Source organism: Roseateles saccharophilus (assembly GCF_004342485.1).
Lineage (GTDB): Bacteria > Pseudomonadota > Gammaproteobacteria > Burkholderiales > Burkholderiaceae_C > Pelomonas > Pelomonas saccharophila.
This window is the reverse complement of the sequence record NZ_SMBU01000029.1, coordinates 1-20,061: the sequence shown is the minus strand read 5'-3', so window position 1 is coordinate 20,061 and position 20,061 is coordinate 1. Positions and strand designations below refer to the sequence as shown.

Sequence of the window (20,061 nt, the reverse complement as noted above, 5' to 3'; positions counted from 1 at the left end):
GTGCTCCCAATGCCTGCCATGCGTCGCTCCTTCCTCACCCGCGGCTTCACGCTGATCGAACTGCTGGTCGTGCTCGTCATCATCGGCATCCTGGCGGCCCTGGTCGTACCCAGCGTGCTGGACCGCGCCGAGGACGCCCGCGTCACCGCGGCGCGCACCGACGTGAACAACCTGATGCAGGCCCTCAAGCTCTACAAGCTCGACAACCAGCGCTACCCCAGCGCCGAGCAGGGCCTGGACGCACTGGTGCACAAGCCCACGGCCGGCACCCCGCCGGCGAACTGGAAGCCCTACCTCGACAAGCTGCCCAACGACCCCTGGGGCCATCCCTATCAGTACGCCAACCCCGGCGTGAAGGGCGAGGTCGATGTCTACAGCTTCGGCGCCGACGGCCGCGCCGGCGGCGAAGGCCGTGACGCCGACATCGGCTCCTGGCAGTGAGCTTGGCCGCGCCCGTCGCGGCTTCACGCTGATCGAACTGCTGGTCGTCGTCGCGCTGATCGCCATCGTCAGCGCGACGGTCACGCTGTCGCTGCGCGACCCCACCGAGCTGCAGCTGCAGCGCGAGGCCCAGCGCCTGGCCGCTCTGCTGGAGACCGCCCGCGCCGAGAGCCGCGCCTCCGGCCTGACCGTGAGCTGGGTGCCCAAGGGCCTGAAGAGCGGCGACGACTTCCGCTTCGACGGCCTGCCGCGCACGCTGCAGCTGCCGACGCGCTGGCTGGGAGACCCGGTGGCCGTGCAGGTCGAGAATGCGACAGCCGCCAACCCCGGCGTCAGCCTCGGCCCCGAGCCCATCATCCCGGCCCAGCGCCTGCGCCTGCAGCTGGGCGACCAGTCCCTCGTGCTCGGCACCGACGGCCTGTCGGCCTTCGACGTCGTCGCCCCGCAATGAAGCCGATCCGAGGCACGCGCGGCTTCACGCTGATCGAGGTGCTGGTCGCCCTCGTCATCGTTGCCATCGCGCTCGGCGCCGGCATCAAGGCCGCCGGCGCGCTGACGGCCAATGCGGAACGCCTGGCCGAGGTCAGTGCCGCCCAGTGGTGCGCCGAGAACCTGCTGACCGAGCTGCGCCTGACCCAGCAGTTCCCCGACATCGGCGAATCGCCCTTCAGCTGCGAACAACTGGGCCGCAACTACGACGGCAAGCTCAAGGTCAGCCCGACGCCCAACCCGAATTTCCGCCGCGTCGATGCCGCCATCGCCAACGACCAGGGCCAGCCCGTGCTGAGCCTGTCCACCATCATGGGCAAGATTTAATGCGCCGCCGCCTTGGCTTCACCCTCGTCGAGGTCCTCGTCGCCCTGGTCGTCATGGCGACGATGGCGGCGATGGCCTGGCGCGGCATCGACGCCCTCGTGAAGAGCCGCGAAATCGCCCAGGACCGCCTGGCCCAGACGGCGCGGCTGCAGACCGTGCTGGCGCAGTGGGAAGCCGACCTGCGCGCGCTGCAGGACAGCCACAGCACGGTGCAGCCGCTGGCCTTCGACGGCGGCAGCCTGGTGCTGACCCGCCAGGCTCCGGCCGGCCTGCAGGTCGTCGTCTGGAGCCTGCGCGAAGGCAGCCTGTGGCGCTGGGAAAGCCCGGCCCTGCGCACCGTGCAGGACCTGGCCGACCAGCGCCAGCGCGGCCTGCAGCAACTGGCCCAGCGCAACCCGGCGCTGCGCGCCTTCGACGGCGTGGCCGCCTGGCAGTTCCACTGCTACTGGGGCAATGCCTGGAGCAACTGCCAGTCCACCGGCACCGCGGCCAATGCCAACGCCGGCCCCGTCAACCCCAAGGCGACGACCCAGCCCGTGCCCAGCGGCCTGCGCATCGCGATGCAGTTCGCCGAGGGCAGCGGCCTGGCCGGCACGCTGACGCGCGAACTCGAGGTCACCGCTCGATGACGCAACGACCGCACCAGCGCGGCGCGGCGCTGCTGACCGCGATGATCATCGTCACGCTGATCGCCAGCCTTGCGGCCGGCATGGTCTGGCAGCAATACCGCGCCGTGCAGATCGAGGCCGCCGACCGCGCCCGCGCGCAGAGCACCTGGATCCTTCAGGGCGCGCTCGACTGGGCGCGGCTGATCCTGCTGGAGGACGCCAAGCAGAACCGCAACAAGCCCGTCGACCACCTCGGCGAGCCCTGGGCCGTGCCGCTGGCCGAGGCACGGCTGTCGACCTTCCTGGCCACCGAGAACAGCAGCGCCACCACCGACGACGGCCCCGAGGCCTTCCTGTCCGGCAGCATCGAGGACGCCCAGTCGCGCTACAACCTGCGCAGCCTGCTCGGCGGCCCGCAGGTGCCGGAGCTGGAGAAGCGCGTGCTGGAGCGCCTGTGCAGCCAGGTCAATGCGCCACCGGGGACTGCCGGCGTCATCATCGCCGGCCTACGCGCGGCCTTCCCCGACGCGGCCAGCGCCGCCAGCTCATCGGCCAGCGGGGTCGGCAGCACGCCAGTCAGCGACAGTGGCCCGCTGCGCCCCGCCGGCGTGGACGAGCTCAGCTGGCTGGGCCTGGACGCCGACACCATCGCGCGGCTGCAGCCCTATGTCGTGCTGCTGCCCAAGCTCACGGCCGTCAACCTGAACACCGCGCCGCGCGAGGTCATCGCGGCGCTGTTCGACGGCGTCGACCTCGCCTCGGCCGAGCGCCTCGTGCAGGGCCGCAAGGCCAGCCCGCTGCAGAAGGTCGACGACGCCAAGGCCTATCTGCCGGCCAGCGTGCAGATCGATGCGGGGCGGGCGTCGGTGGACTCGTCCTTCTTCATCGTCACCGGCCGGCTGCGCCTGGACGAACGCCAGCTCGAACAGCGCTCGCTGATCGAGCGCGACGGTCTGCACATGAACATCCTTGCGCGCGAGCGCATCAACCAGCTGCTGGATCGGGACAAGCCCTGATCTCGAAACAGCAACAGATCTTCACCGCAAGTCCTTGATCCGAGCTGGAACCTTCATGGCCCACTCCTAGAATGCGCCGCGCCCACCCGACCCTATGAGTACGCTGCTGCTGTTCCTGCCTCCCCGGCCGCGCTTGCGCGCGCCGGGCCAAGCCACGCCCGCAGCCGATGCGCAGCGCGCGAACGCGGCGCGCGAGTACGACTACGCGCTGACGTCCGACGGCCGCCAGCTGCTGCGCGAGGGCCGCGCCGACCTGGCCCGGCTACCGGCGGCCGACACCGTCGTCGCCGTCATGCCCGAGTCCGACATCAGCTGGCGCCGCGTCGAGCTGCCGCGCGCCGGCCGCCAGATGCGTGCGGCCCTGGCCGGCAAGCTGGAGGAGGCCCTGCTCGACGAGCCCGAGGCCTTGCACTTCGCGCTCGAGCCCGACGCCGTCGGCGGCGACACCGCCTGGGTCGCCGTCACGTCGCGGCCCTGGCTGGCCGAACAGCTCGCCCAGCTCGACGCCGCCCAGGTCTTCGTCGACCGCGTCGCGCCGCTAGCCTGGCCGGACGAACCCGCCCGCGGCCACTTCTTCGAATCGGGCCCCGACGGCGTCGCGCTGCGCTGGAGCCATGCCGACGGCGTCGCAACACTGCCGCTGGACGGCGGCCTGGCGCGCCAGTTCTTCCCGCCCGGCCTCGTGCACGCGGCGCAGTGGACGGCGACGCCTGGCGTCGCGACGGTGGCCGAGCGCTGGCTGGGCACCACGGTCGGCGTGCAGACGCCGGCCCAGCGCGCACTGGCCGTCGTGGACAGCGCCTGGAACCTGCGCCAGTTCGACCTGGCCCCGCGCGCCCGCGGCGCACGCGCACTGCGCCTCGTCTCGCGCGCGCTGATGCGCAAGCCCTGGCGGCCGGTGCGCTACGGCATCGCCGCGCTGGTGCTCGTGCAGTTGCTGGGCCTGAACCTCTGGGCCTGGCGGCAGAACAGCGCCGTCAAGAACAGGCGCGCGGCCATCTCGGCCACGCTGACCGACGCCTTCCCGCAGATCCACGACCCGCTGGACCCGCCGGTGCAGATGCAGAAGAACCTCGACCTGCTGCGCGCCGGCGCCGGTAGCTTCGGCGAGCAGGATCTCGAAGCCCTGCTCGCCGCCGCCGCCACGGCCTGGCCGGGCGACCGCCCGCCCACCGAGGCGCTGGCCTTCGAGCCCGGCCGCCTGACTGTGTCGGCCCAGGGCTGGAGCCAGCCGCAGATCGACAACTTCCGAACCCAGTTGCAGAGCGAAGGCTGGCAGCTGGACGCTGGCGAAGGCAAGCTGACCATCAGCCGCGCCAGCGCCCGAGGACGCAGCTGATGGCCGCCCTTCGCAACCCCAAGGGCGCCGCCGGCCTGGCCGCCCAGATCCGGCAGGCCCGGGCCCAGGTGCTGACGTACTGGAAGGCGCTCGGAGACCGCGAGCGCCTTGCGCTGCAGGCGGTTGCAGCGCTGCTCGGCGTCGTGCTGGCCTGGAGCCTGTTGCTCGCGCCGGCGCTGCGCACGCTGAAGACCGCTCCGGCCGAGCTCGAGAAGCTCGACCTGCAGTTGCAGCAGATGCAGGCCCAGGCCCAGGAGGTGCATGCGCTGCGCAGTGCGCCCGCCGTACCGCCGGCCCAGGCCCAGGCCGCGCTGACCGCCTCCGTCGAGCACCTCGGCCCGGCCGCGCACATGAACTTGGCTGGCGAGCGCGCCGTCGTCACGCTGACGGGCATCGCGCCCGAGGCCCTGCAGGCCTGGCTCGGCGAGGTGCGCTCGGCCGCCCGCGCCCGGCCCGTCGAGGCCCAGCTGACGCGCGGCCCCAAGGGCTATTCGGGCAGCCTCGTGCTGACCCTGGGAGGCGCCTGATGCCCTGGTTCCACCGCTCCGCCGCCCCCGCCGCCACGCCGCAGTCCACGCTGATGGGCGACTCGGTGCTGGGCGCCTACCAGGCCGCCGGCACCCGCAGCGTGCGCCACGGCACGTCGCGCCGCTGGAGCATCGCCGGCGCCGTGGTCGGCCTGGCGCTGGCCCTCGTCGCGTTCGCGCCGGCCAGCTGGCTGGCACGCGCGCTGGCCTCGGCCACCGGCGAGCACCTGCTCATCGTCGACACGCGCGGCAGCGTCTGGAACGGCTCGGGCATGCTGGTGCTGACCGGCGGCGCCGGCAGCCGCGACGCCTCCGCCCTGCCCGGCCGGCTGCGTTGGAAGATGAGCCTCAAGGGGCTCGGCCTGCAGCTCGCCGCCCAGCAGGACTGCTGCATCAACGGCGAGCTGCTGATCGGCATCAAGCCCGGCTTCGGCCGGCTGGAGCTGAGCGTCGACACGCGCGCCGACTGGCTCGCGCGGCTGCCGGCCGGCCTGCTCGCGGGCCTGGGCACGCCCTGGAACACGCTGCAGCTCGGTGGCTCGCTGCGCCTGTCGGCACGCGAGCTGAAACTGGAATCGGTGCAGGGCCGCTGGCGCCAGTTCGGCGACCTGCAGCTCGACCTGCTCAACCTGTCCTCGCGCGTGTCCACCGTCGCGCCGCTGGGCAGCTACCGCCTCAGCGTCAGTGCCGACCCGGGCAATGCCGGCGTCAGCAATGTGCGCCTGCAGACGCTGGAAGGCGCGCTGCAGCTCTCGGGTGCAGGCACGCTGAACAGCGGCGGCAACAGCCGCTTCGTCGGCGAGGCCGGCGCCGCGCCGGGCCGCGAAGAAGCGCTGAACAACCTGCTGAACATCATCGGACGCCGCCAGGGGGCGCGCTCCGTCTTGACGATCGGATGATCATGAATCTCCCACGCACCGCCGTCGTCGCCGCGATCTCCGCGCTGCTGCTGGCCACGAGCGCCACGCAGGCCCAGCCCGACAGCGCCACCATCCAACGCGGCCGCGCCAAGGGTCCAGCCGTCAAGGCTAGCTCACCCGTCACGCTGAACTTCGTCAACGCCGACATCGAAGCAGTGACGCGCGCCATCGGCGTCATGCTGGACCGCCAGATCATCATCGACCCGCGCGTGAAGGGCACGATCACGGTCTACAGCGAACAGCCGGTGTCGGTGGCCGAGGCCTACCGCAACTATCTCGCCGCACTGCGCGGCCTGGGCTTCACCGTCGTCGAGACGGCGGGCCTGCTCAAGGTGCTGCCCGAGCCCGACGCCAAGCTGCAGGCCGGCTCCGTCGCCGTCGAGTCCAGCACCGTGCGCGGCGACCAGATCCTGACGCAGATCTTCCGCATCCAGCACGAGAACGCGAACAACCTCGTCGCCGTGCTGCGCCCGCTGATCAGCCCCAACAACACGATCAACGCCAACCCGGGCAACAACAGCCTGGTCATCACCGACTACGCCGACAACCTGCAGCGCATCGCCAAGATCATCGCGGCGATGGACACGCCGGGCACCAGCGACATCGAGATCGTGCCGCTGAAGCATGCCGTCGCGGCCGACCTCGCGCCGCTGGTGCAGCGCCTGGCCGACGGCGGCAGCACGGCCGGCGCGGCCGTGCCCGGCCAGGGCAGCAGCGCGGTCAACGTGCTGGTGGACCCGCGCTCCAACGGCCTGATCCTGCGCGCCAGCAACCCCACCCGCCTGGCGGCCGTGCGCTCCATGGTCGACAAGCTCGACCAGCCCGGCACCGACGGCGGCAACAACATCCGCGTCGTCTACCTGAAGAACGCCGACGCCACCAAGCTCGCCACCGTGCTGCGCGCGGCCTTCGGCGCGGCGGCCTCGGGCGGCAGCAGCGGTAGCTCGGGCAGCACTTCGGGCACCAGCTTCAGCGGCACCAGCACCAGCAACGCGCTGGGCAATGCCAACCAGAGCCTGACCGGCGCCAGCGGCAACGCCAGCACCCAGGGCGGCATGAACTCCACGGCCGCCACCTCGCCGCTGAGCCAGTCCTCCGGCCCCAGCACCGGCGGCTTCGTGCAGGCCGACCCGTCGACCAATTCGCTCATCATCACGGCGGCCGAGCCGCTGTACCGCCAGGTGCGTGCCGTCATCGAGCAGCTCGACGCGCGCCGCGCCCAGGTCTATGTCGAATCACTGATCGTGAAGATCGACAACACCAAGGCCGGCCAGTTCGGCGTGCAATGGCAGAACCTGTTCGGCACCAGCGGCAGCAACAGCATCACCGGCGCCGGCACCAATTTCGGCACCGGCCTGTCCAACATCATCACCGCCACGGCGGCGGTGGCCGGCGGCACCTCCGGCGTGACCTCGGCGCTGAGCTCCAGCTCGGCCCCCGCGGGCCTGAACCTGGGCGTGCTGAAGAAATTCGGCAGCCACTACACGCTCGGCGCGATGGCCAATTTCCTGGAGAGCCAGAGCGGCGCCAACGTGCTGTCCACGCCCAACCTGATCGCGCTGGACAACGAGGAGGCCCGCATCGTCATCGGCCAGAACGTGCCCTTCGTGACCGGCTCCTATGCCAGCAGCACGGCCAGCACCAGCACCGTCAACCCGTTCACGACCGTGGACCGCAAGGACGTGGGCCTGACGCTGAAGATCAAGAGCCAGATCGGCGAGGGCGGCACCATCCGCATGCAGGTCTACCAGGAGAACTCCAGTGTCGTGTCCGGCACCAGCAGCAGCACCAACGGCCCGACGCTGGACAAGAGCGCCATCGAGACCAGCGTGGTCGTCGACAACGGCGACGTCATCGTGCTGGGCGGCCTGCTGAAGGACGAATACAGCGACGGCGACGACGGCGTGCCGGGCCTGTCCCAGATCCCGCTGATCGGCAACCTGTTCAGCAGCAAGAGCCGCAAGCGCGTGAAGACCAATCTGATGGTCTTCCTGCGCCCCGTCGTGCTGCGCACGGCCGACAGCGCCAGCCAGCTGTCGATGGACCGCTACGAGAGCATCCGTGCCGTGCAGCAGGACCTGCAGCCCGGCAAGAGCCTGCTGCTGCCCGACACCGGCTCGCCGGTGCTGCCCGACCCCAAGCTGCCGGCCGGCAAGGTCGCCCCGCAGCAACCGCAGCAGCAGTAAGCCCGATGGCCGCCATCCGCCACCCCCTGCCCTACGCCTTCGCGAAGGCGAACTGCGTGCTGCTCGAGGACGACGGCAGCGCGCTGACGCTGTGGGCCGCGCCCGAGGTCGGCTTGGCCACGCTGTCCGAGGTGCAGCGCCTGTACGCGGTCGACCGGCTCGAGGCCGAGGCCGCCGCCTCGCTGGCCGAACGCATCCACGCGGCCTATGCCGGCAGCGAATCGAGCGCCGCCGTCGTCGTCGGCGAGGTCGAGAGCGCGGTGGACCTGTCGCGCATGATGCAGGACCTGCCCGCCGTGGAAGACCTGCTGGAAGCCGCCAACGACGCGCCCATCATCCGCATGCTGAACGCGCTGCTGACCCAGGCGGCCAAGGACGGCGCGAGCGACATCCACATCGAGCCCTACGAGCGCAGCAGCTCGGTGCGCTTTCGCGTCGACGGCACGCTGCGCGAGGTTGTGCAGCCCAACCGCGCGTTGCATGCGGCGCTGATCTCGCGGCTGAAGATCATGGCCGAGCTCGACATCGCCGAGAAGCGCCTGCCGCAGGACGGCCGCATCTCGCTGCGCATCGGCGGCCGCGCCATCGACGTGCGCGTGTCCACCCTGCCCAGCGCCCACGGCGAACGCGCCGTGCTGCGCCTGCTGGACAAGAGCGAATCCAAGTTCACGCTCGAAGGCCTGGGCATGGACGGCAGCGTGCTGTCTGCCTTCAAGAAGCTGGTGCAGCAGCCGCATGGCATCGTCCTCGTCACCGGCCCGACCGGCTCGGGCAAGACCACATCGCTGTACGCCTCGCTGCAGACGGTAGACACCAGCACGACCAATGTGCTGACCGTCGAGGACCCGATCGAATACGAGCTGCCCGGCATCGGCCAGACGCAAGTCAACGCCAAGATCGACCTGACGTTCGCCAAGGCCCTGCGCGCCATCCTGCGCCAGGACCCGGACGTCATCATGATCGGCGAGATCCGCGACTACGAGACCGCGCAGATCGCCATCCAGGCGTCCCTCACCGGCCACCTCGTGCTGGCCACGCTGCACACCAACGACGCGCCCAGCGCCGTCACCCGCCTGACCGACATGGGTGTCGAGCCCTTCCTGCTCAGCAGCTCGCTGCTCGGCGTGCTGGCCCAGCGCCTGGTGCGCAAGCTCTGCCCGAACTGCCGCACGCTGGGCGCCGACGGCCACTGGCATGCGGTGGGCTGCGACGCCTGCGGCCACAGCGGCTACCGTGGCCGCACCGGCGTCTACGAGCTGATGGTGGCCAACGACGCGGTGCGCGGCCTCATCCACAACCGCTCTGCCGAGAGCGAGCTGGAAGCCGCGGCGCAAGCCAACGGCCTGCGCTCGATGCGCGAGGACGGCGAGCGCCTGATCGCCACCGGCGTCACCTCGCTGGAAGAAGTGTTGCGCGTCACAAGAGAGTGACCGGATGCCGGCCTACAAGTACGAAGCCCTCAGCAACTCCGGCCGCCAGACCAGCGGCCTGATCGAGGCCGACAATCCGCGCGCCGCGCGGGCCGCCGTGCGCGCCCTGGGCCTCACGCCGCTGGCCATCGAGACCGTGCAGCAGCACGGTGCCCAGGAAGGCAGCCGCTTCACGCGCCGCGTCTTCGGCCCGACGGCCCTGGCGGTCTGGACGCGCCAGCTCGCCGGCCTCGTCGGCTCGGGCCTGCCCATCGAGCGCGCGCTGACGGCGCTGGCCGACGAGAGCGAGGACGTCAAGCAGCGCGAGCTCATCAGCCAGCTCAAGGCCGAGGTCAATGCCGGCTCGGCCTTCGCACGCGCGCTGGCCTCGGCGCCGCGCGAGTTCGACGAGGTCTACCGCGGTGTCGTCGCGGCCGGCGAGCAGAGCGGCGCGCTGGGCCAGGTGCTGGAGAAGCTCGCCGACGACCTGGAGGAGCGCCAGGACCTGAAGGCCAAGCTCGTCGGCGCGATGGCCTACCCGGCCATCGTGTCCCTGATCTCGGTGTTCATCGTGATCTTCCTGGTCACCTATGTCGTGCCGCAGATCGCGACCGTGTTCACCAGCTCCAAGCGCGCACTGCCGGCGCTGACCGTCGCGATGCTGGCCATCAGTGACTTCGTGCGCAGCTGGGGCTGGGCCATGCTCATCGGCCTCGTCATCGCCGCCCTCGGGCTGCGCCAGGCACTGAAGGCGCCGGCCTTCCGGCTGCGCTTCGACGCTGGCGTCCTCGGCCTGCCCCTGCTCGGGCGGCTGGCCCGCGGCTACAACGCGGCGCGCTTCGCCGGCACGCTGGCCATGCTGGCCGGCGCCGGCGTGCCCATCCTGAAGGCTCTGCAGGCCGCGGCCGAGACCCTGTCCAACCGCGCGATGCAGGCCGACGCGCTGGACGCCCTGGTGCAGGTGCGCGAAGGCGCGCCGCTGGGTTCGGCCCTGGCCGGCAAGAAGCGCTTCCCCGGCATCCTGGCAATGTTCGCCCGCCTGGGCGAGCAGACCGGCCAGCTGCCCGAGATGCTGGGCCGCGCCGCGCGCCAGCTCGGCACCGAGGTGCAGCGCCGCTCGATGGCCGCGGCCACCTTGCTGGAGCCGCTGCTCATCGTCGCGATGGGCGCCATCGTGCTGATGATCGTGCTGGCGGTGTTGCTGCCGATCATCCAATTGAACACCTGGGTGAAATAGACCACCCCCTACCGGCTTCGCCGGCCCCCTCAAGGGGGCGCCGCTGGTGGACCGGCAGAGCCGGATCCACGGCGGCCGCTGGAGGGGCGGCGGCGCTGCGCGCGCCTTGGGGGCGGGTGTCAGCGATAGAAGAGGTAGGTTGCTTTGTAGAAGACCTGTAGCGATGCGCCGAGGATGTCGGCGGTGCAGGGCGAATCAGGCACCACGCCGTCCTCCGTGCTGATGCGCAGGATGCTGCGCACGTCGGCGAACACGCCGGCACCGCTGTTGCTCTTGGCACTCAGCAGCAGCCAGGGGATGGCCGTGGCCGGCGCAGGGCTGGGTGTACTGGCCTTCACCTGGCCGACGACCTTGCTGCCGTCCAGCGCCTCCCACGTCGGGCCGGCGTAATGCGTGCCAAGCGGCTTGCCTGTGCGGCTGACCAGGGTTGCCTCCGGCGCGCGGAAGATCCAGGCCGGCCCGCTGCCATCGGCCTTCGCTGCGCAGTCGTAGATCTGCACGCCGCTGGCCAGTGCCTGCGTGACGAGCACCTGGCCGGCCGGCGGCTGCAGGCTGGCGGTCAGGGCGGGCACGACGGGCGCCACAACTGACGGACTGGTGGACGCACAAGCCGCCAGAGCGACGACGGGGATCAGGGCGGAGGCAAAGCGCATCGAAGAAGCCTTTCGAGCTGTCGAGGCGGCGAGTCTAGGAAGCCGGCGCACGGCCGTCGAGCCCTATCATCGGCCGCCATGCCAGCCTCGCTTTCCGGTCAGCTCGTCGTCGCCATCTCCTCGCGCGCGCTGTTCGATTTCGAGGCCGAGAACGAGGTCTTCGAGGCCGAGGACGACCATGCTTACATGGCCCTGCAGCAGCAGCGCCTGGACGAGCCGGCCCTGCCCGGCGTGGCCTTCTCGCTGGTAAAGAAGCTGCTGGCCTTCAACAACGGCGGCCCCGGCTCGGGTCAGCGGGTCGAGGTGGTCGTGCTGTCGCGCAACGACCCGATCTCGGGCATGCGGGTGTTCCGCTCGGCGGCCCACTACGGCCTGGGCATCGAGCGCGGCGTGTTCACGCGCGGCGCGGCACCGTGGCGTTATCTGCGGCCACTGTCGGCCCAGCTCTTCCTGTCCACCAACGAGGCCGACGTGCGCTCGGCGCTTGCCGCCGGCGTGGCCGCGGCGCGCGTGATGCCGCTGTCGCGCCAGGCCTCGGCCGAGCATCCGGGCGAGTTGCGCATCGCCTTCGACGGCGACGCCGTGCTGTTCTCCGACGAGGCCGAGCAGGTCTACCAGCGCGACGGCCTCGCGGCCTTCCGCGAGCACGAGAGCGAGCGCGCCCGCCAGCCGCTGCCGGCCGGCCCCTTCAAGCCGGTGCTGGAGGCCCTGCAGCGCCTGCAGCACGAGCCGGGCATGCGCATCCGCACCGCGCTGGTCACGGCGCGCAGCGCGCCCGCCCACGAGCGCGCCATCCGCACGCTGATGGACTGGCGCATCGAGGTCGACGAGGCCATGTTCCTCGGCGGTCTGGCCAAGGGCGAGTTCCTGCGCGAGTTCGAGCCCGACTTCTTCTTCGACGACCAGGCCGGCCACGTCGAGAGCGCAGCGGCCCATGTGCCGGCCGGGCAGGTCGCGGCCGGCATTGCCGCGGGCTGATCAGGGCAGCAGGTTCAGCGCCAGGCTGCGCTCGGCCAGCCAAAGGGTGGCCAGGGCCGCGATGGCACTGGAACCACCCTGCACGATCCAGCGCCGGTAGGCAGCGCGCCCCCGCAGCGCCAGCGCCACCGGCAGCAGCAGCGCGACGACGGCCAGTTGGCCCAGCTCCACGCCGAGGTTGAAGCCCAGCAGCGGCAGCACCAGCTCCTGGCCGCGCAGGCCCAGGTCCTTCAACGGCCCCGCAAAGCCCACGCCGTGCACCAGGCCGAACACGGCCACCATGCTCCAGCGCGGCCCCGGCACGAAGGGGCGCAGGTTGTCCAGCGCGGCCAGCAGCACGGTCAGCGCGATCAGCGACTCCACCCAGCGCGACGGCGGGGCTATGAGGCCGCTGGCCGCGAGGCCGAGCGTGATCGAGTGGGCGACCGTGAACGCGGTGACCAACCTGAGTGTCTCGGCGAAGGCACTGCGCGCGCCCGCCCGCGGCGCCCAGCCACCGCCCTCGCGGCGCCAGACGGCGACGAGCAGCAGCGTGACGAGAAAGAGCACATGGTCCAGCCCGCCGGCGATATGGGCCATGCCCTCGACGACAAAGCCAGCAAAGCCACGGCTTGCCGCGCTCAGCCTCTGCACGCCGGTGCCCGGCACCAGCACCAGGGGCTCACCGGCCGCGCCCACGATACGCGCCAGGCCGCGGTGGCCGGCGTCGGTGGCGGCGAAGAGGCGGTAGTCGATCTGCAGCTCCCGCACCGCCGCCGGGCATTGCCACCGGCTGATGAGCACGGCATAGCTGCCATCGCTGTGTTCGTCGAGCTGGGGCGACGCGCGACCCCGCAGCGTGCAGGTGGCGCCGTCGGCCGTGAACCGCAGGCCCTCGGCCGCCAAGCGCTCGATGTCGGGCCAACGCGCGCGCACCTCGGCCCAGCTCAGTGCACCGTCGCCGTCGGCGTCCAGCGCGAGGTCGCGGTCGAGGTCGCGCAGTGCGATGTCCAGGCGCTGCTCCACCTCGGCGCCGGCCACGCGATAGCTCAGATAGGCCTCGCTGGACTGGTGGGCCTTGGCCGCGGTGCAGAACAGCAGCAGCGACAGCAACAGCAGACGGATCACGGCGCAAAGCTCCGGTCGAGGACGGCGAGGCGTGCATCCTGCCAGCCCTTGTCGCGCAGCTGGCGCGCGAGCTGCGTGCGAGTGGCGTCGCCGTCGCGGCCGGCTGCGAGTGCCGCGCGCAGCAGCAGCAGCGCATCGGCCGGTTCGCGCTGCATGGCCCAGTTGGCGCGGGCCAGGCGCAGGGCCTCGCGCGGCTCGGCCTGCACGTCGAGGGCGAAGCGGGCCTGCTCGCGCGCGTGGCGGCCGGGCTCGCGGCGCTCGGCGGCGGCCAGGCGCTCGCGCAGGCGCGCCTCCAGCGGCGTCGCGCGGCCGAGCTGGCGCAGCGCGATGGCGCGGCGTAGCAGCAGCGCGTCGGCCTCGGCATCGGGGCCGCGTTCGAGCAGCGCGAGCGCCTCGGCGGCGCGGCCGCGGGTGAGCAGCCAGTCGGCCCAAGCGGCACGGGTATAGACCTCGTCCTCGCCGGCCAGGGCCAGCCGGTACAGGGCCGGCGCCGCGGCCTCGTCGCCCAGGCGCTCGGCCAGCTCGGCGCGCATCAGCGCCAGCCACGGTTCCGGAGGCAGGCCGCGCCCGGGGTTCAGATGGGCCAGCGTCTGCGCGGCGGCAACGGCCTGGCCGGACAGGCTGGCCAGCTCGGCCAGGCAGGCCGTGGCCGGCAGCGCGGCCAGCGGCTGCAGCAGCCCGCACAGCGCGCGGGCCTCGGGCAGCTCGGCGCGCAGCTGGTGCAGGGCGGCGGCATCGAGCAGGGCCTGGGCGCGCAGCGCATCGGCAAGGTCGGCGCGCGCGAGCAGGCCGTGCAGGTCGACCAGCGCCGCATCGAACTCGTGGCGGGCCTGCAGCACGCGGGCGCGCAGCAGCACGGCCTCGGGCGGCGCGTCGGCTCGGGCCCACCAGGGCGCCAGCGCGGCCTGGGCCACGCCGAGCTCGCGCGGGTCGCCGTGCACGCGGGCGCGCTGCAAGGCCGCCCGCGCCGCAGCGGCAGCGAGCGGCAGCTGGGCCGGGTCGCGCGCCAGGGCCGCGTGGCGCGCGCGCTCGGCCGCGGCTATGCGGTAGGGCAGGCGCTGCACGATCTCGGCGTCGTCCTTTGGCACGAAGGGCTCGGCCCAGACCGTCAGCGCAAGGCCTGCCAGCAGCGACGCGAGCAGGCGCTTCATCACGACAACGGAAGAGGCTCGTCGGTCTCGCTGACGGCCGCGTCGACGCTGGGCAGCGTCAGCGGCTCTGCGACGTCCTGGAGCTGCAGTGCCCCCAGGTAGCTCACCATCGCGGCGGCCGACGCGATGGCGCTGCCGGGCACCGCCGTGGCGTCCTGCGGCGCCGGCGGCGGTGTCATGCCGCCGTCGCTCGAATTGCCACCGCCACAGGCGGCAAGCACCAGGCCGGCGGCCAGCGCCGCCGTGGCCGAGACAAGTGTTCGCATGGCGGACTCCTTCACTTGGCGCCCGGGATGGGCGTGTTCAGATAGGGGAAGCCGGGCAGCAGCGGCACGGTGGCTTGGTCGACACCGTCGTGGAATTCCAGCGAGGTGGCACCCAGCGGCACGGCGGCCGGCGTGCAGGCGGCGCCGAAGCCGAACGCATTGGTCGTGCCGTTGGCCATGCACAGGCCGCCCATCATCGCCACCAGCGCCACGTCCACCACGTCGTCCTTGGGGCGGCGGCCGTTCGGGAAGCCGGCGAAGTCCGTGCCGCCGTCGCGGATGCTGCCGACGATGCCCAGCCGGTTCTGCTGGGCGAAGGCGACCGGCGCCGTCGCGGTGTTCAGGCGCAGCATCTCCGAGGCCACCACGCCCTTGGGCTGGTTGACGCCGGGGATGCCGGTCAGGAAGGTGGTGACGAGGTCGGTACGCGGGAAGTTGGTCGGCGCGCCGGCGCCGCCGTTCAGCACATTGGCCAGCACCTGCGGGTAGGTGGGGTTGGTCACATAGGCGGCGAACTGGGCGTCGTCCTTGGGCTTGGAGGCATTGAAGCCGTCCTTGTCCTTCAGGCCGATGACCAGCTCGTTCACCAGCGGCATGCCCAGGCGCGACACCTGCACCCAGGCGCCGCCCGCCTTCTCGTTCGCCTGCAGGCCCGCAGCGGGCTTGGGATTGAGCAGGCGGCCCTGGCGCAGGCTGGCCGTGGTCCAGCCGCCGATGACGTCGTCGCCGCTGGGCGAACTCTTCAGACAGTCCTTGTGAACCTCGAGGGCCAGCGTGGTGACATTCTTGTCGCCGATGGTGTTGGGGAAGGCGCCGATGTTGGCGCGCGAGGTGATGGCCGACAGCGGCACGTTCACGTTGTCGAAGATGGTGCCCAGGTTCACGGCGAACGGGTCCTGGCGCTGGCCGACGAAGAGGCGGGCCGGCGTCGGGCAGTCCGGGATGTTGACCGTGTAGAGGTGCTGGGCCGCATAGGCCGCGTAGTTCGGGATGGTCTTGGGGCCGATGTTGTCCACCGGCTTGTCGAAGATGGCGCTGCCGTTGGCCGCATTGGTGATGGGCACGGCCTTGCCGGAGCGGCGGTCGCCGCGCACCAGGGTCACGCTGTACTGCTCGATGGTCGACAGGTTGGGGTCCTTGGGGCTACTGACCGTGCCCGAACCCTGCTTCAGCGCCGTGGACTGCTGCTGGCCGCCTATCGTCAGCGTCTGGCCGTTGCCGTTGTTGGTCAGGGAATTCTTGAAGCGGAACTGGAAGCTCAGGTCTTCCTTGGCATCGCCGTTGTTGTCGATGTGGATCTCGTACAGCGCGTTCGGGTCCATCGCGAAATAGTTGGGGCCGCCGTAGGCGTCCTGCAGCGGCTGGTAGTTCGCGATCAGCGTGACCATGCCGTCGCGGCCGGGCTCGTAGCTGCGGAACATGTAGAAGTCGGTCGCATCGACCTTGGGCACGGTCGTGATGAAGGGGGCTTCGCGATGGCTGGAGGCCTGGGCCGCGCAGGCCAGGCAGAGCAGCGCCGCGCCCAGGGCGCTGCGGGTGAGACGAGCTTTCATGAGGGGCATCCTTTGTGAGGTGATGCCGGCTTGGCATCTGGGAGGCTCTACGCGGGCCACTGCCGCTCCGGATTCACCCGCTGTGACGAATCGCCCCTGCCGCCCCGGCCAACACAATCGCGCCTCCTGCAGGAGAGCCGAATGCACCGTTTCCGTCTTGCCGCCCTTTCCACCACCCTTGCCGCACTCTGCGCCGCCAGCGCCTGGGCCGGCAGCAGCGGCTTCTATCGCCAGCCCGCGCTGCGGGGCGACCAGGTCTACCTCGTCGCCGAGGGCGACCTCTGGCGCGTCGGTGCCCAGGGCGGCGAGGCCCAGCGGCTGACCACCCACCCGGGGCTGGAGAGCCAGCCCGTCGTGTCGCCCGACGGCCGCTGGCTGGCCTTCACGGCCCAGTACGACGGCGGCACGGAGCTCTATCTGATGCCTGCCGCCGGCGGCGTGCCCAAGCGGCTGACCTGGGAGGGCGGCGGCATGAAGGCCTGGGGCTTCACGGTGGCCGGCGAGATTGTCTATACAGGCCTGGACAGCCGGCCCGGCAGCCAGCTGTTCGCCATCGACGCCGACACGGGCCGGCGCCGCCAGCTGCCCGTGGGCCAGGCCAGCGACGGCGCGCTGAGCGCCGACGGCAAGACGCTGTACTTCACGCGCAGCGGCCTGCGCGGCGACAACGCGCGCCAATACCGCGGCGGCGCCATCGCGCGGCTGTGGGCGCTGGACCTGGCAGGCAATGCCGAGGCCCGGCCGCTGCTGGCCGAGAGCAACAACGACCGCCGGCCCATGCCCTACCGCGCGGGCACCGGGGAGCGCATCGCCTTCCTGTCGGACCGCGACGGCACGGTCAACCTTTGGAGCGTCAACGCCCAGGGCGGCGACCTGCGCCGGCACACCGCGCACAAGGGCTGGGACATCCGCCACGCGTCCATCGATGGCAGCCGCGTCGTCTACGCGCTCGGCGCCGACCTCTACCTCGTCGACCTCGCCGACAACGCGCAAGCGGCCGAACCGCGCAAGCTCGACATCGCTCTCGGTGGCGACTTCGACCAGCAGCGCGAGCGCTGGATCAAGAAGCCACAGGACTTCCTGACCGACACGGCCTTCGCGCCCGACGGCGAGCGCGCGCTGCTCGCGGCGCGCGGCCATCTCGCCACCCAGGGCGTGCAGGCGCTGCGTCGCGCCGAGCTGCCCCAGCCGGCCGACGGCCGTTGCCGCAAGGCCGAGTTCAGCGCCGACAGCAAGAGCGTGTTCGGCATCTGCGACTTCAGCGGCGAGACCGAGATCTGGCGCTTCGCGGCCAATGGCACGGGCCGGCCCGAACGCATCACCGGCGGCGCGACGACGCAGCGCCGCAACCTGCTGCCCTCGCCCGACGGCCGCTGGATCGCCCACACCGACAAGGAGGGCCGCATCTGGCTGACCGACCTGAAAGGCGAACTGAAAGCGCCGGCCGCCACGGCCACGCGCGAGATCGCCCAGGGCACGGTCGGCGACCCGCCCCAGCTGCTGGCCTGGAGCCCCGATGGCCAGGCCCTGGTCTGGTCGCGCCCGCTGCGCCAAGTCGACCGCAGCCAGCTGCAGCTCTACAGCGTGGCCGACGGCCGCACCCACACGCTGACCAGCGACCGCTACGACAGCGACGCCGCCGCCTTCAGCCCAGACGGCCAATGGCTCTACCTCGCGTCCAGGCGCAATTTCGTGACCACCGGCGGCGGCGCGCCCTGGGGTGACCGCAACGCCGGCCCCTTCTTCGGCTCGCGCAGCAAGCTCTATGCGCTGGCCCTGCAGCCGGGCCTGCGCTCGCCCTTCGCGGCCCGCGACGAGCTGGAGGCCCCGGCCGAGAAGATGGCCGAGAGCAAGGCCGGCGACGCTGGCAAGAAGGCGCCCGACAAGAAGGCCAGGCCCGCCATCGTCTTCGATGGCCTGACCGAGCGCCTGCACGAACTGCCCGTGCCGCCCGGCGACTACCGCGCGCTGCACACCGACGGCAAGCGGCTGTGGTTCCTGGATCGCGCCCTCGACGACAAGAGCCAGCTCAAGTCCGTCGCCATCGACAACCAGGGCAGCCCGGCCGAAACCCTCGCCAGCGACGTGCGCGACTACGACATGAGCGCCGACGGCAGGAAGCTGATGCTGGTGCGCAACCAGGCCGGCACCGCGCCCGAGGTGCTCATCGTCGACGCGGCGCCCAAGCTGCCGGCCGAGCTGGGCAAGGCCCAGGTGCGCTGGAGCGACTGGCAGATCGCCACGCAGCCGCGCGCCGAATGGAAGCAGATGTTCGCCGACGCCTGGCGCATGCACCGCGACCACTTCTACGACGTCCACATGCACGGCGTGGACTGGGCGGCCGTGCGCGCCAAGTACGAGCCCCTGGTGGACCGCGTGACCGACCGCTACGAGCTCGCGGAGCTGCTGGCCGAGATGGTCGGCGAGCTCGGCGCCCTGCACAGCCAGGTCGCCCCGGGCGACACGCGGCCCTCACCCGACGAGCCCGGCCTCGCCGGCCTGGGCGGGCGCTTCTCGCGCAGCGCCGACGGCTGGCGCATCGACGCCATCTATGCCGCCGACCCCGAGCTGCCGTCCGAGGCCGCGCCGCTGGCCGCGCCCGGCCTGGGCCTGAAGGTGGGCGACGTCATCACCGCGCTGAACGGCCGGCCGACCGCCGAGGCCCCCCATCTGCTCGAACTGTTGCGCGGCCAGGCCGGCCGCCAGGTCCTCATCGACGTGAAGCAGCCCGGCGGCAAGACGGTGCAGCGCATCGTCACGCCGGTGGCCCAGCTGCGCGAGAACCAGCTGCGCTACAACGACTGGCGCGTCAGCCGCGCCCGCGCCGTCGAGGCCGCCGGCCAGGGCCGCATCGGCTATGTGCACCTGCGCGCGATGGGGCCGGCCGACATCGCCGACTTCGTGCGCGAGTTCTACGCCGCGACCGACCGCGACGGCCTCATCATCGACGTGCGCTACAACAACGGCGGCAACATCGACAGCTGGATCCTCGAGAAGCTGCTGCGCCGCGCCTGGGCCTTCTGGCAGCCACGCTCGCCGGCCGGCGCGCCGATCTATGCCAACATGCAGAACGTCTACCGCGGCCACACGGTCGTGCTGATGAACGAGGACACCTACTCCGACGGCGAGACCTTCTCCGAGGGCTTCAAGCGCCTGAAGATCGGCCCCGTCATCGGCAAGCGCAGCTCGGGCGCGGGAGTGTGGCTGTCCGACGGCAACCGCCTGCTGGACAACGGCATCATGCGCGCCGCCGAGGACGGCCAGATCGACGCCGACGGCCGCTTCCTCATCGAGGGCGTGGGCGTGACGCCCGACATCGAGGTCGACAACCCGCCGCGCGCGACCTTCCTGGGCCAGGACGCGCAGCTGGACGCGGCGATCGCCGAACTGCAGCGGCGCATCGCGGCCGAACCCGTGAAGGCCGTGAAGCCGGGCCCCTACCCGAGGCCGGTGAAGCCATGAACGACAAGGGAAGCCGCGGCCTCCCTTGTGCTTTCAAGCGCCCCGGATCGCGGACGCCGGGCGATTCGGCCAGCCCGCTCGGGCCGGGGCCGCGTGGCTGCACCGGCAGCAGGCCGCGCAGGCTCGGCGACCGGTCGAGCCATCAAGGCAGCGGCGCCATGTGGTGCTCCGCCGCTTCTCGCATCAGCCCCATCAGCAGTTCCGCGGCCAGCGCCAGCGTGCGGTCGGCCAAGCGCACGATGCCGATCGGACTCTGCAGCGGCGTATGCGCGCCCAGTCGCTACAGTCCCTGATGGACTCACAAGAAACAGAACTGAGGACGGTCGTTCATGCGACTGCCTCCATCGGATTGATCTGGTAGCCCAGGGCAGCGGCACGGCGCTTGAGGGCAG

Annotated in this window: 18 protein-coding genes; 13 read left to right on the top strand and 5 right to left on the bottom strand. The window is 71.7% G+C overall.

All coding sequences use genetic code 11. The features are described from left to right. The first annotated feature begins 18 nt into the window (after positions 1-18). The 11 genes from gspG to gspF all read left to right on the top strand — a co-directional run bounded on the left by gspG (position 19) and on the right by gspF (position 10,499). Positions 19-441, top strand: a complete 423-nt coding sequence (gene gspG / locus EV671_RS19655; RefSeq protein WP_415840458.1) for a type II secretion system major pseudopilin GspG — start codon at positions 19-21, stop codon at positions 439-441. Next, positions 413-892, top strand: coding sequence for a GspH/FimT family pseudopilin (locus tag EV671_RS19650; protein WP_243655814.1), 480 nt, complete (start codon positions 413-415; stop codon positions 890-892). The genes gspG and EV671_RS19650 overlap by 29 nt, the downstream gene beginning before the upstream one ends. After that, a complete protein-coding gene (gspI, locus tag EV671_RS19645; protein WP_132574892.1) occupies positions 889-1,257 on the top strand; it encodes a type II secretion system minor pseudopilin GspI in 369 nt (122 codons plus the stop codon). The genes EV671_RS19650 and gspI overlap by 4 nt, the downstream gene beginning before the upstream one ends. Beyond that, entirely contained in the window at positions 1,257-1,886 is a 630-nt protein-coding gene (locus EV671_RS19640) for a PulJ/GspJ family protein (protein ID WP_132574890.1), read from the top strand. Before gspI ends, EV671_RS19640 begins: the two co-directional genes overlap by 1 nt. Further along, positions 1,883-2,881, top strand: a complete 999-nt coding sequence (gspK, locus tag EV671_RS19635; protein WP_132574888.1) for a type II secretion system minor pseudopilin GspK — start codon at positions 1,883-1,885, stop codon at positions 2,879-2,881. Before EV671_RS19640 ends, gspK begins: the two co-directional genes overlap by 4 nt. A gap of 94 nt (positions 2,882-2,975) precedes the next feature. Further along, entirely contained in the window at positions 2,976-4,220 is a 1,245-nt protein-coding gene (gene gspL / locus EV671_RS19630) for a type II secretion system protein GspL (protein WP_132574886.1), read from the top strand. Next, positions 4,220-4,747 (top strand): type II secretion system protein GspM, encoded by a 528-nt coding sequence (gene gspM / locus EV671_RS19625; protein WP_132574884.1) that lies wholly within the window; start codon positions 4,220-4,222, stop codon positions 4,745-4,747. The genes gspL and gspM overlap by 1 nt, the downstream gene beginning before the upstream one ends. After that, on the top strand, positions 4,747-5,646 hold the full coding sequence (gene gspN, locus EV671_RS19620; RefSeq protein WP_243655813.1) for a type II secretion system protein N: 900 nt from the start codon (positions 4,747-4,749) through the stop codon (positions 5,644-5,646). The genes gspM and gspN overlap by 1 nt, the downstream gene beginning before the upstream one ends. Positions 5,647-5,648: 2 nt before the next feature. Further along, a complete protein-coding gene (gene gspD, locus EV671_RS19615; protein WP_243655812.1) occupies positions 5,649-7,853 on the top strand; it encodes a type II secretion system secretin GspD in 2,205 nt (734 codons plus the stop codon). A gap of 5 nt (positions 7,854-7,858) precedes the next feature. Beyond that, entirely contained in the window at positions 7,859-9,283 is a 1,425-nt protein-coding gene (gspE, locus tag EV671_RS19610) for a type II secretion system ATPase GspE (protein ID WP_207911207.1), read from the top strand. 4 nt (positions 9,284-9,287) lie between these two features. Continuing rightward, complete coding sequence (gene gspF / locus EV671_RS19605) at positions 9,288-10,499, top strand: type II secretion system inner membrane protein GspF (protein ID WP_132574880.1); 1,212 nt, start codon at positions 9,288-9,290, stop codon at positions 10,497-10,499. 119 nt (positions 10,500-10,618) lie between these two features. On the opposite strand, the gene EV671_RS19600 is transcribed toward gspF, so the two are convergent. Next, positions 10,619-11,071: a DUF3455 domain-containing protein gene (locus EV671_RS19600; protein ID WP_243655811.1), complete on the bottom strand. Its 453-nt coding sequence runs from the start codon at positions 11,069-11,071 to the stop codon at positions 10,619-10,621. A gap of 159 nt (positions 11,072-11,230) precedes the next feature. Between EV671_RS19600 and EV671_RS19595 the strand changes: the two genes are divergently transcribed. Beyond that, positions 11,231-12,130, top strand: coding sequence for a 5'-nucleotidase (locus tag EV671_RS19595; RefSeq protein ID WP_132574876.1), 900 nt, complete (start codon positions 11,231-11,233; stop codon positions 12,128-12,130). Here the strand turns inward: EV671_RS19595 and EV671_RS19590 are convergent, their stop codons facing one another. The 4 genes from EV671_RS19590 to EV671_RS19575 are packed head-to-tail and all read right to left on the bottom strand — an operon-like array spanning position 12,131 to position 16,207. Next, the gene (locus tag EV671_RS19590) at positions 12,131-13,237 is read right to left on the bottom strand and encodes a HupE/UreJ family protein (protein ID WP_243655810.1); all 1,107 of its coding nucleotides are present in this window, start codon (positions 13,235-13,237) and stop codon (positions 12,131-12,133) included. Beyond that, a complete protein-coding gene (locus tag EV671_RS19585) occupies positions 13,234-14,388 on the bottom strand; it encodes a hypothetical protein (RefSeq protein WP_132574874.1) in 1,155 nt (384 codons plus the stop codon). The genes EV671_RS19590 and EV671_RS19585 overlap by 4 nt, the downstream gene beginning before the upstream one ends. Then, entirely contained in the window at positions 14,388-14,654 is a 267-nt protein-coding gene (locus tag EV671_RS19580) for a hypothetical protein (RefSeq protein WP_132574872.1), read from the bottom strand. The genes EV671_RS19585 and EV671_RS19580 overlap by 1 nt, the downstream gene beginning before the upstream one ends. 11 nt (positions 14,655-14,665) lie before the next feature. Further along, a complete protein-coding gene (locus EV671_RS19575) occupies positions 14,666-16,207 on the bottom strand; it encodes a DUF4331 domain-containing protein (protein WP_132574869.1) in 1,542 nt (513 codons plus the stop codon). Between the two features lie 141 nt (positions 16,208-16,348). On the opposite strand from EV671_RS19575, the gene EV671_RS19570 reads away from it, so the two are divergent. Continuing rightward, positions 16,349-19,669 carry a S41 family peptidase gene (locus EV671_RS19570; RefSeq protein WP_132574867.1) on the top strand — a complete coding sequence of 1,107 codons (3,321 nt, stop codon included), beginning with the start codon at positions 16,349-16,351 and terminating at the stop codon, positions 19,667-19,669. Positions 19,670-20,061: the final 392 nt, after the last annotated feature.

Coding starts and splice junctions, on each gene's coding strand:
- EV671_RS19595 (WP_132574876.1), top strand. CDS start 11,231: ATGCCAGCCTCGCTTTCCGGTCAGCTCGTCGTCGCCATCTCCTCGCGC.
- gspE (WP_207911207.1), top strand. CDS start 7,859: ATGGCCGCCATCCGCCACCCCCTGCCCTACGCCTTCGCGAAGGCGAAC.
- gspL (WP_132574886.1), top strand. CDS start 2,976: ATGAGTACGCTGCTGCTGTTCCTGCCTCCCCGGCCGCGCTTGCGCGCG.
- gspG (WP_415840458.1), top strand. CDS start 19: ATGCGTCGCTCCTTCCTCACCCGCGGCTTCACGCTGATCGAACTGCTG.
- gspF (WP_132574880.1), top strand. CDS start 9,288: ATGCCGGCCTACAAGTACGAAGCCCTCAGCAACTCCGGCCGCCAGACC.
- gspD (WP_243655812.1), top strand. CDS start 5,649: ATGAATCTCCCACGCACCGCCGTCGTCGCCGCGATCTCCGCGCTGCTG.
- EV671_RS19575 (WP_132574869.1), bottom strand. CDS start 16,207: ATGAAAGCTCGTCTCACCCGCAGCGCCCTGGGCGCGGCGCTGCTCTGC.
- gspN (WP_243655813.1), top strand. CDS start 4,747: ATGCCCTGGTTCCACCGCTCCGCCGCCCCCGCCGCCACGCCGCAGTCC.
- EV671_RS19640 (WP_132574890.1), top strand. CDS start 1,257: ATGCGCCGCCGCCTTGGCTTCACCCTCGTCGAGGTCCTCGTCGCCCTG.
- EV671_RS19580 (WP_132574872.1), bottom strand. CDS start 14,654: ATGCGAACACTTGTCTCGGCCACGGCGGCGCTGGCCGCCGGCCTGGTG.
- EV671_RS19585 (WP_132574874.1), bottom strand. CDS start 14,388: ATGAAGCGCCTGCTCGCGTCGCTGCTGGCAGGCCTTGCGCTGACGGTC.
- gspI (WP_132574892.1), top strand. CDS start 889: ATGAAGCCGATCCGAGGCACGCGCGGCTTCACGCTGATCGAGGTGCTG.
- gspK (WP_132574888.1), top strand. CDS start 1,883: ATGACGCAACGACCGCACCAGCGCGGCGCGGCGCTGCTGACCGCGATG.
- EV671_RS19570 (WP_132574867.1), top strand. CDS start 16,349: ATGCACCGTTTCCGTCTTGCCGCCCTTTCCACCACCCTTGCCGCACTC.
- gspM (WP_132574884.1), top strand. CDS start 4,220: ATGGCCGCCCTTCGCAACCCCAAGGGCGCCGCCGGCCTGGCCGCCCAG.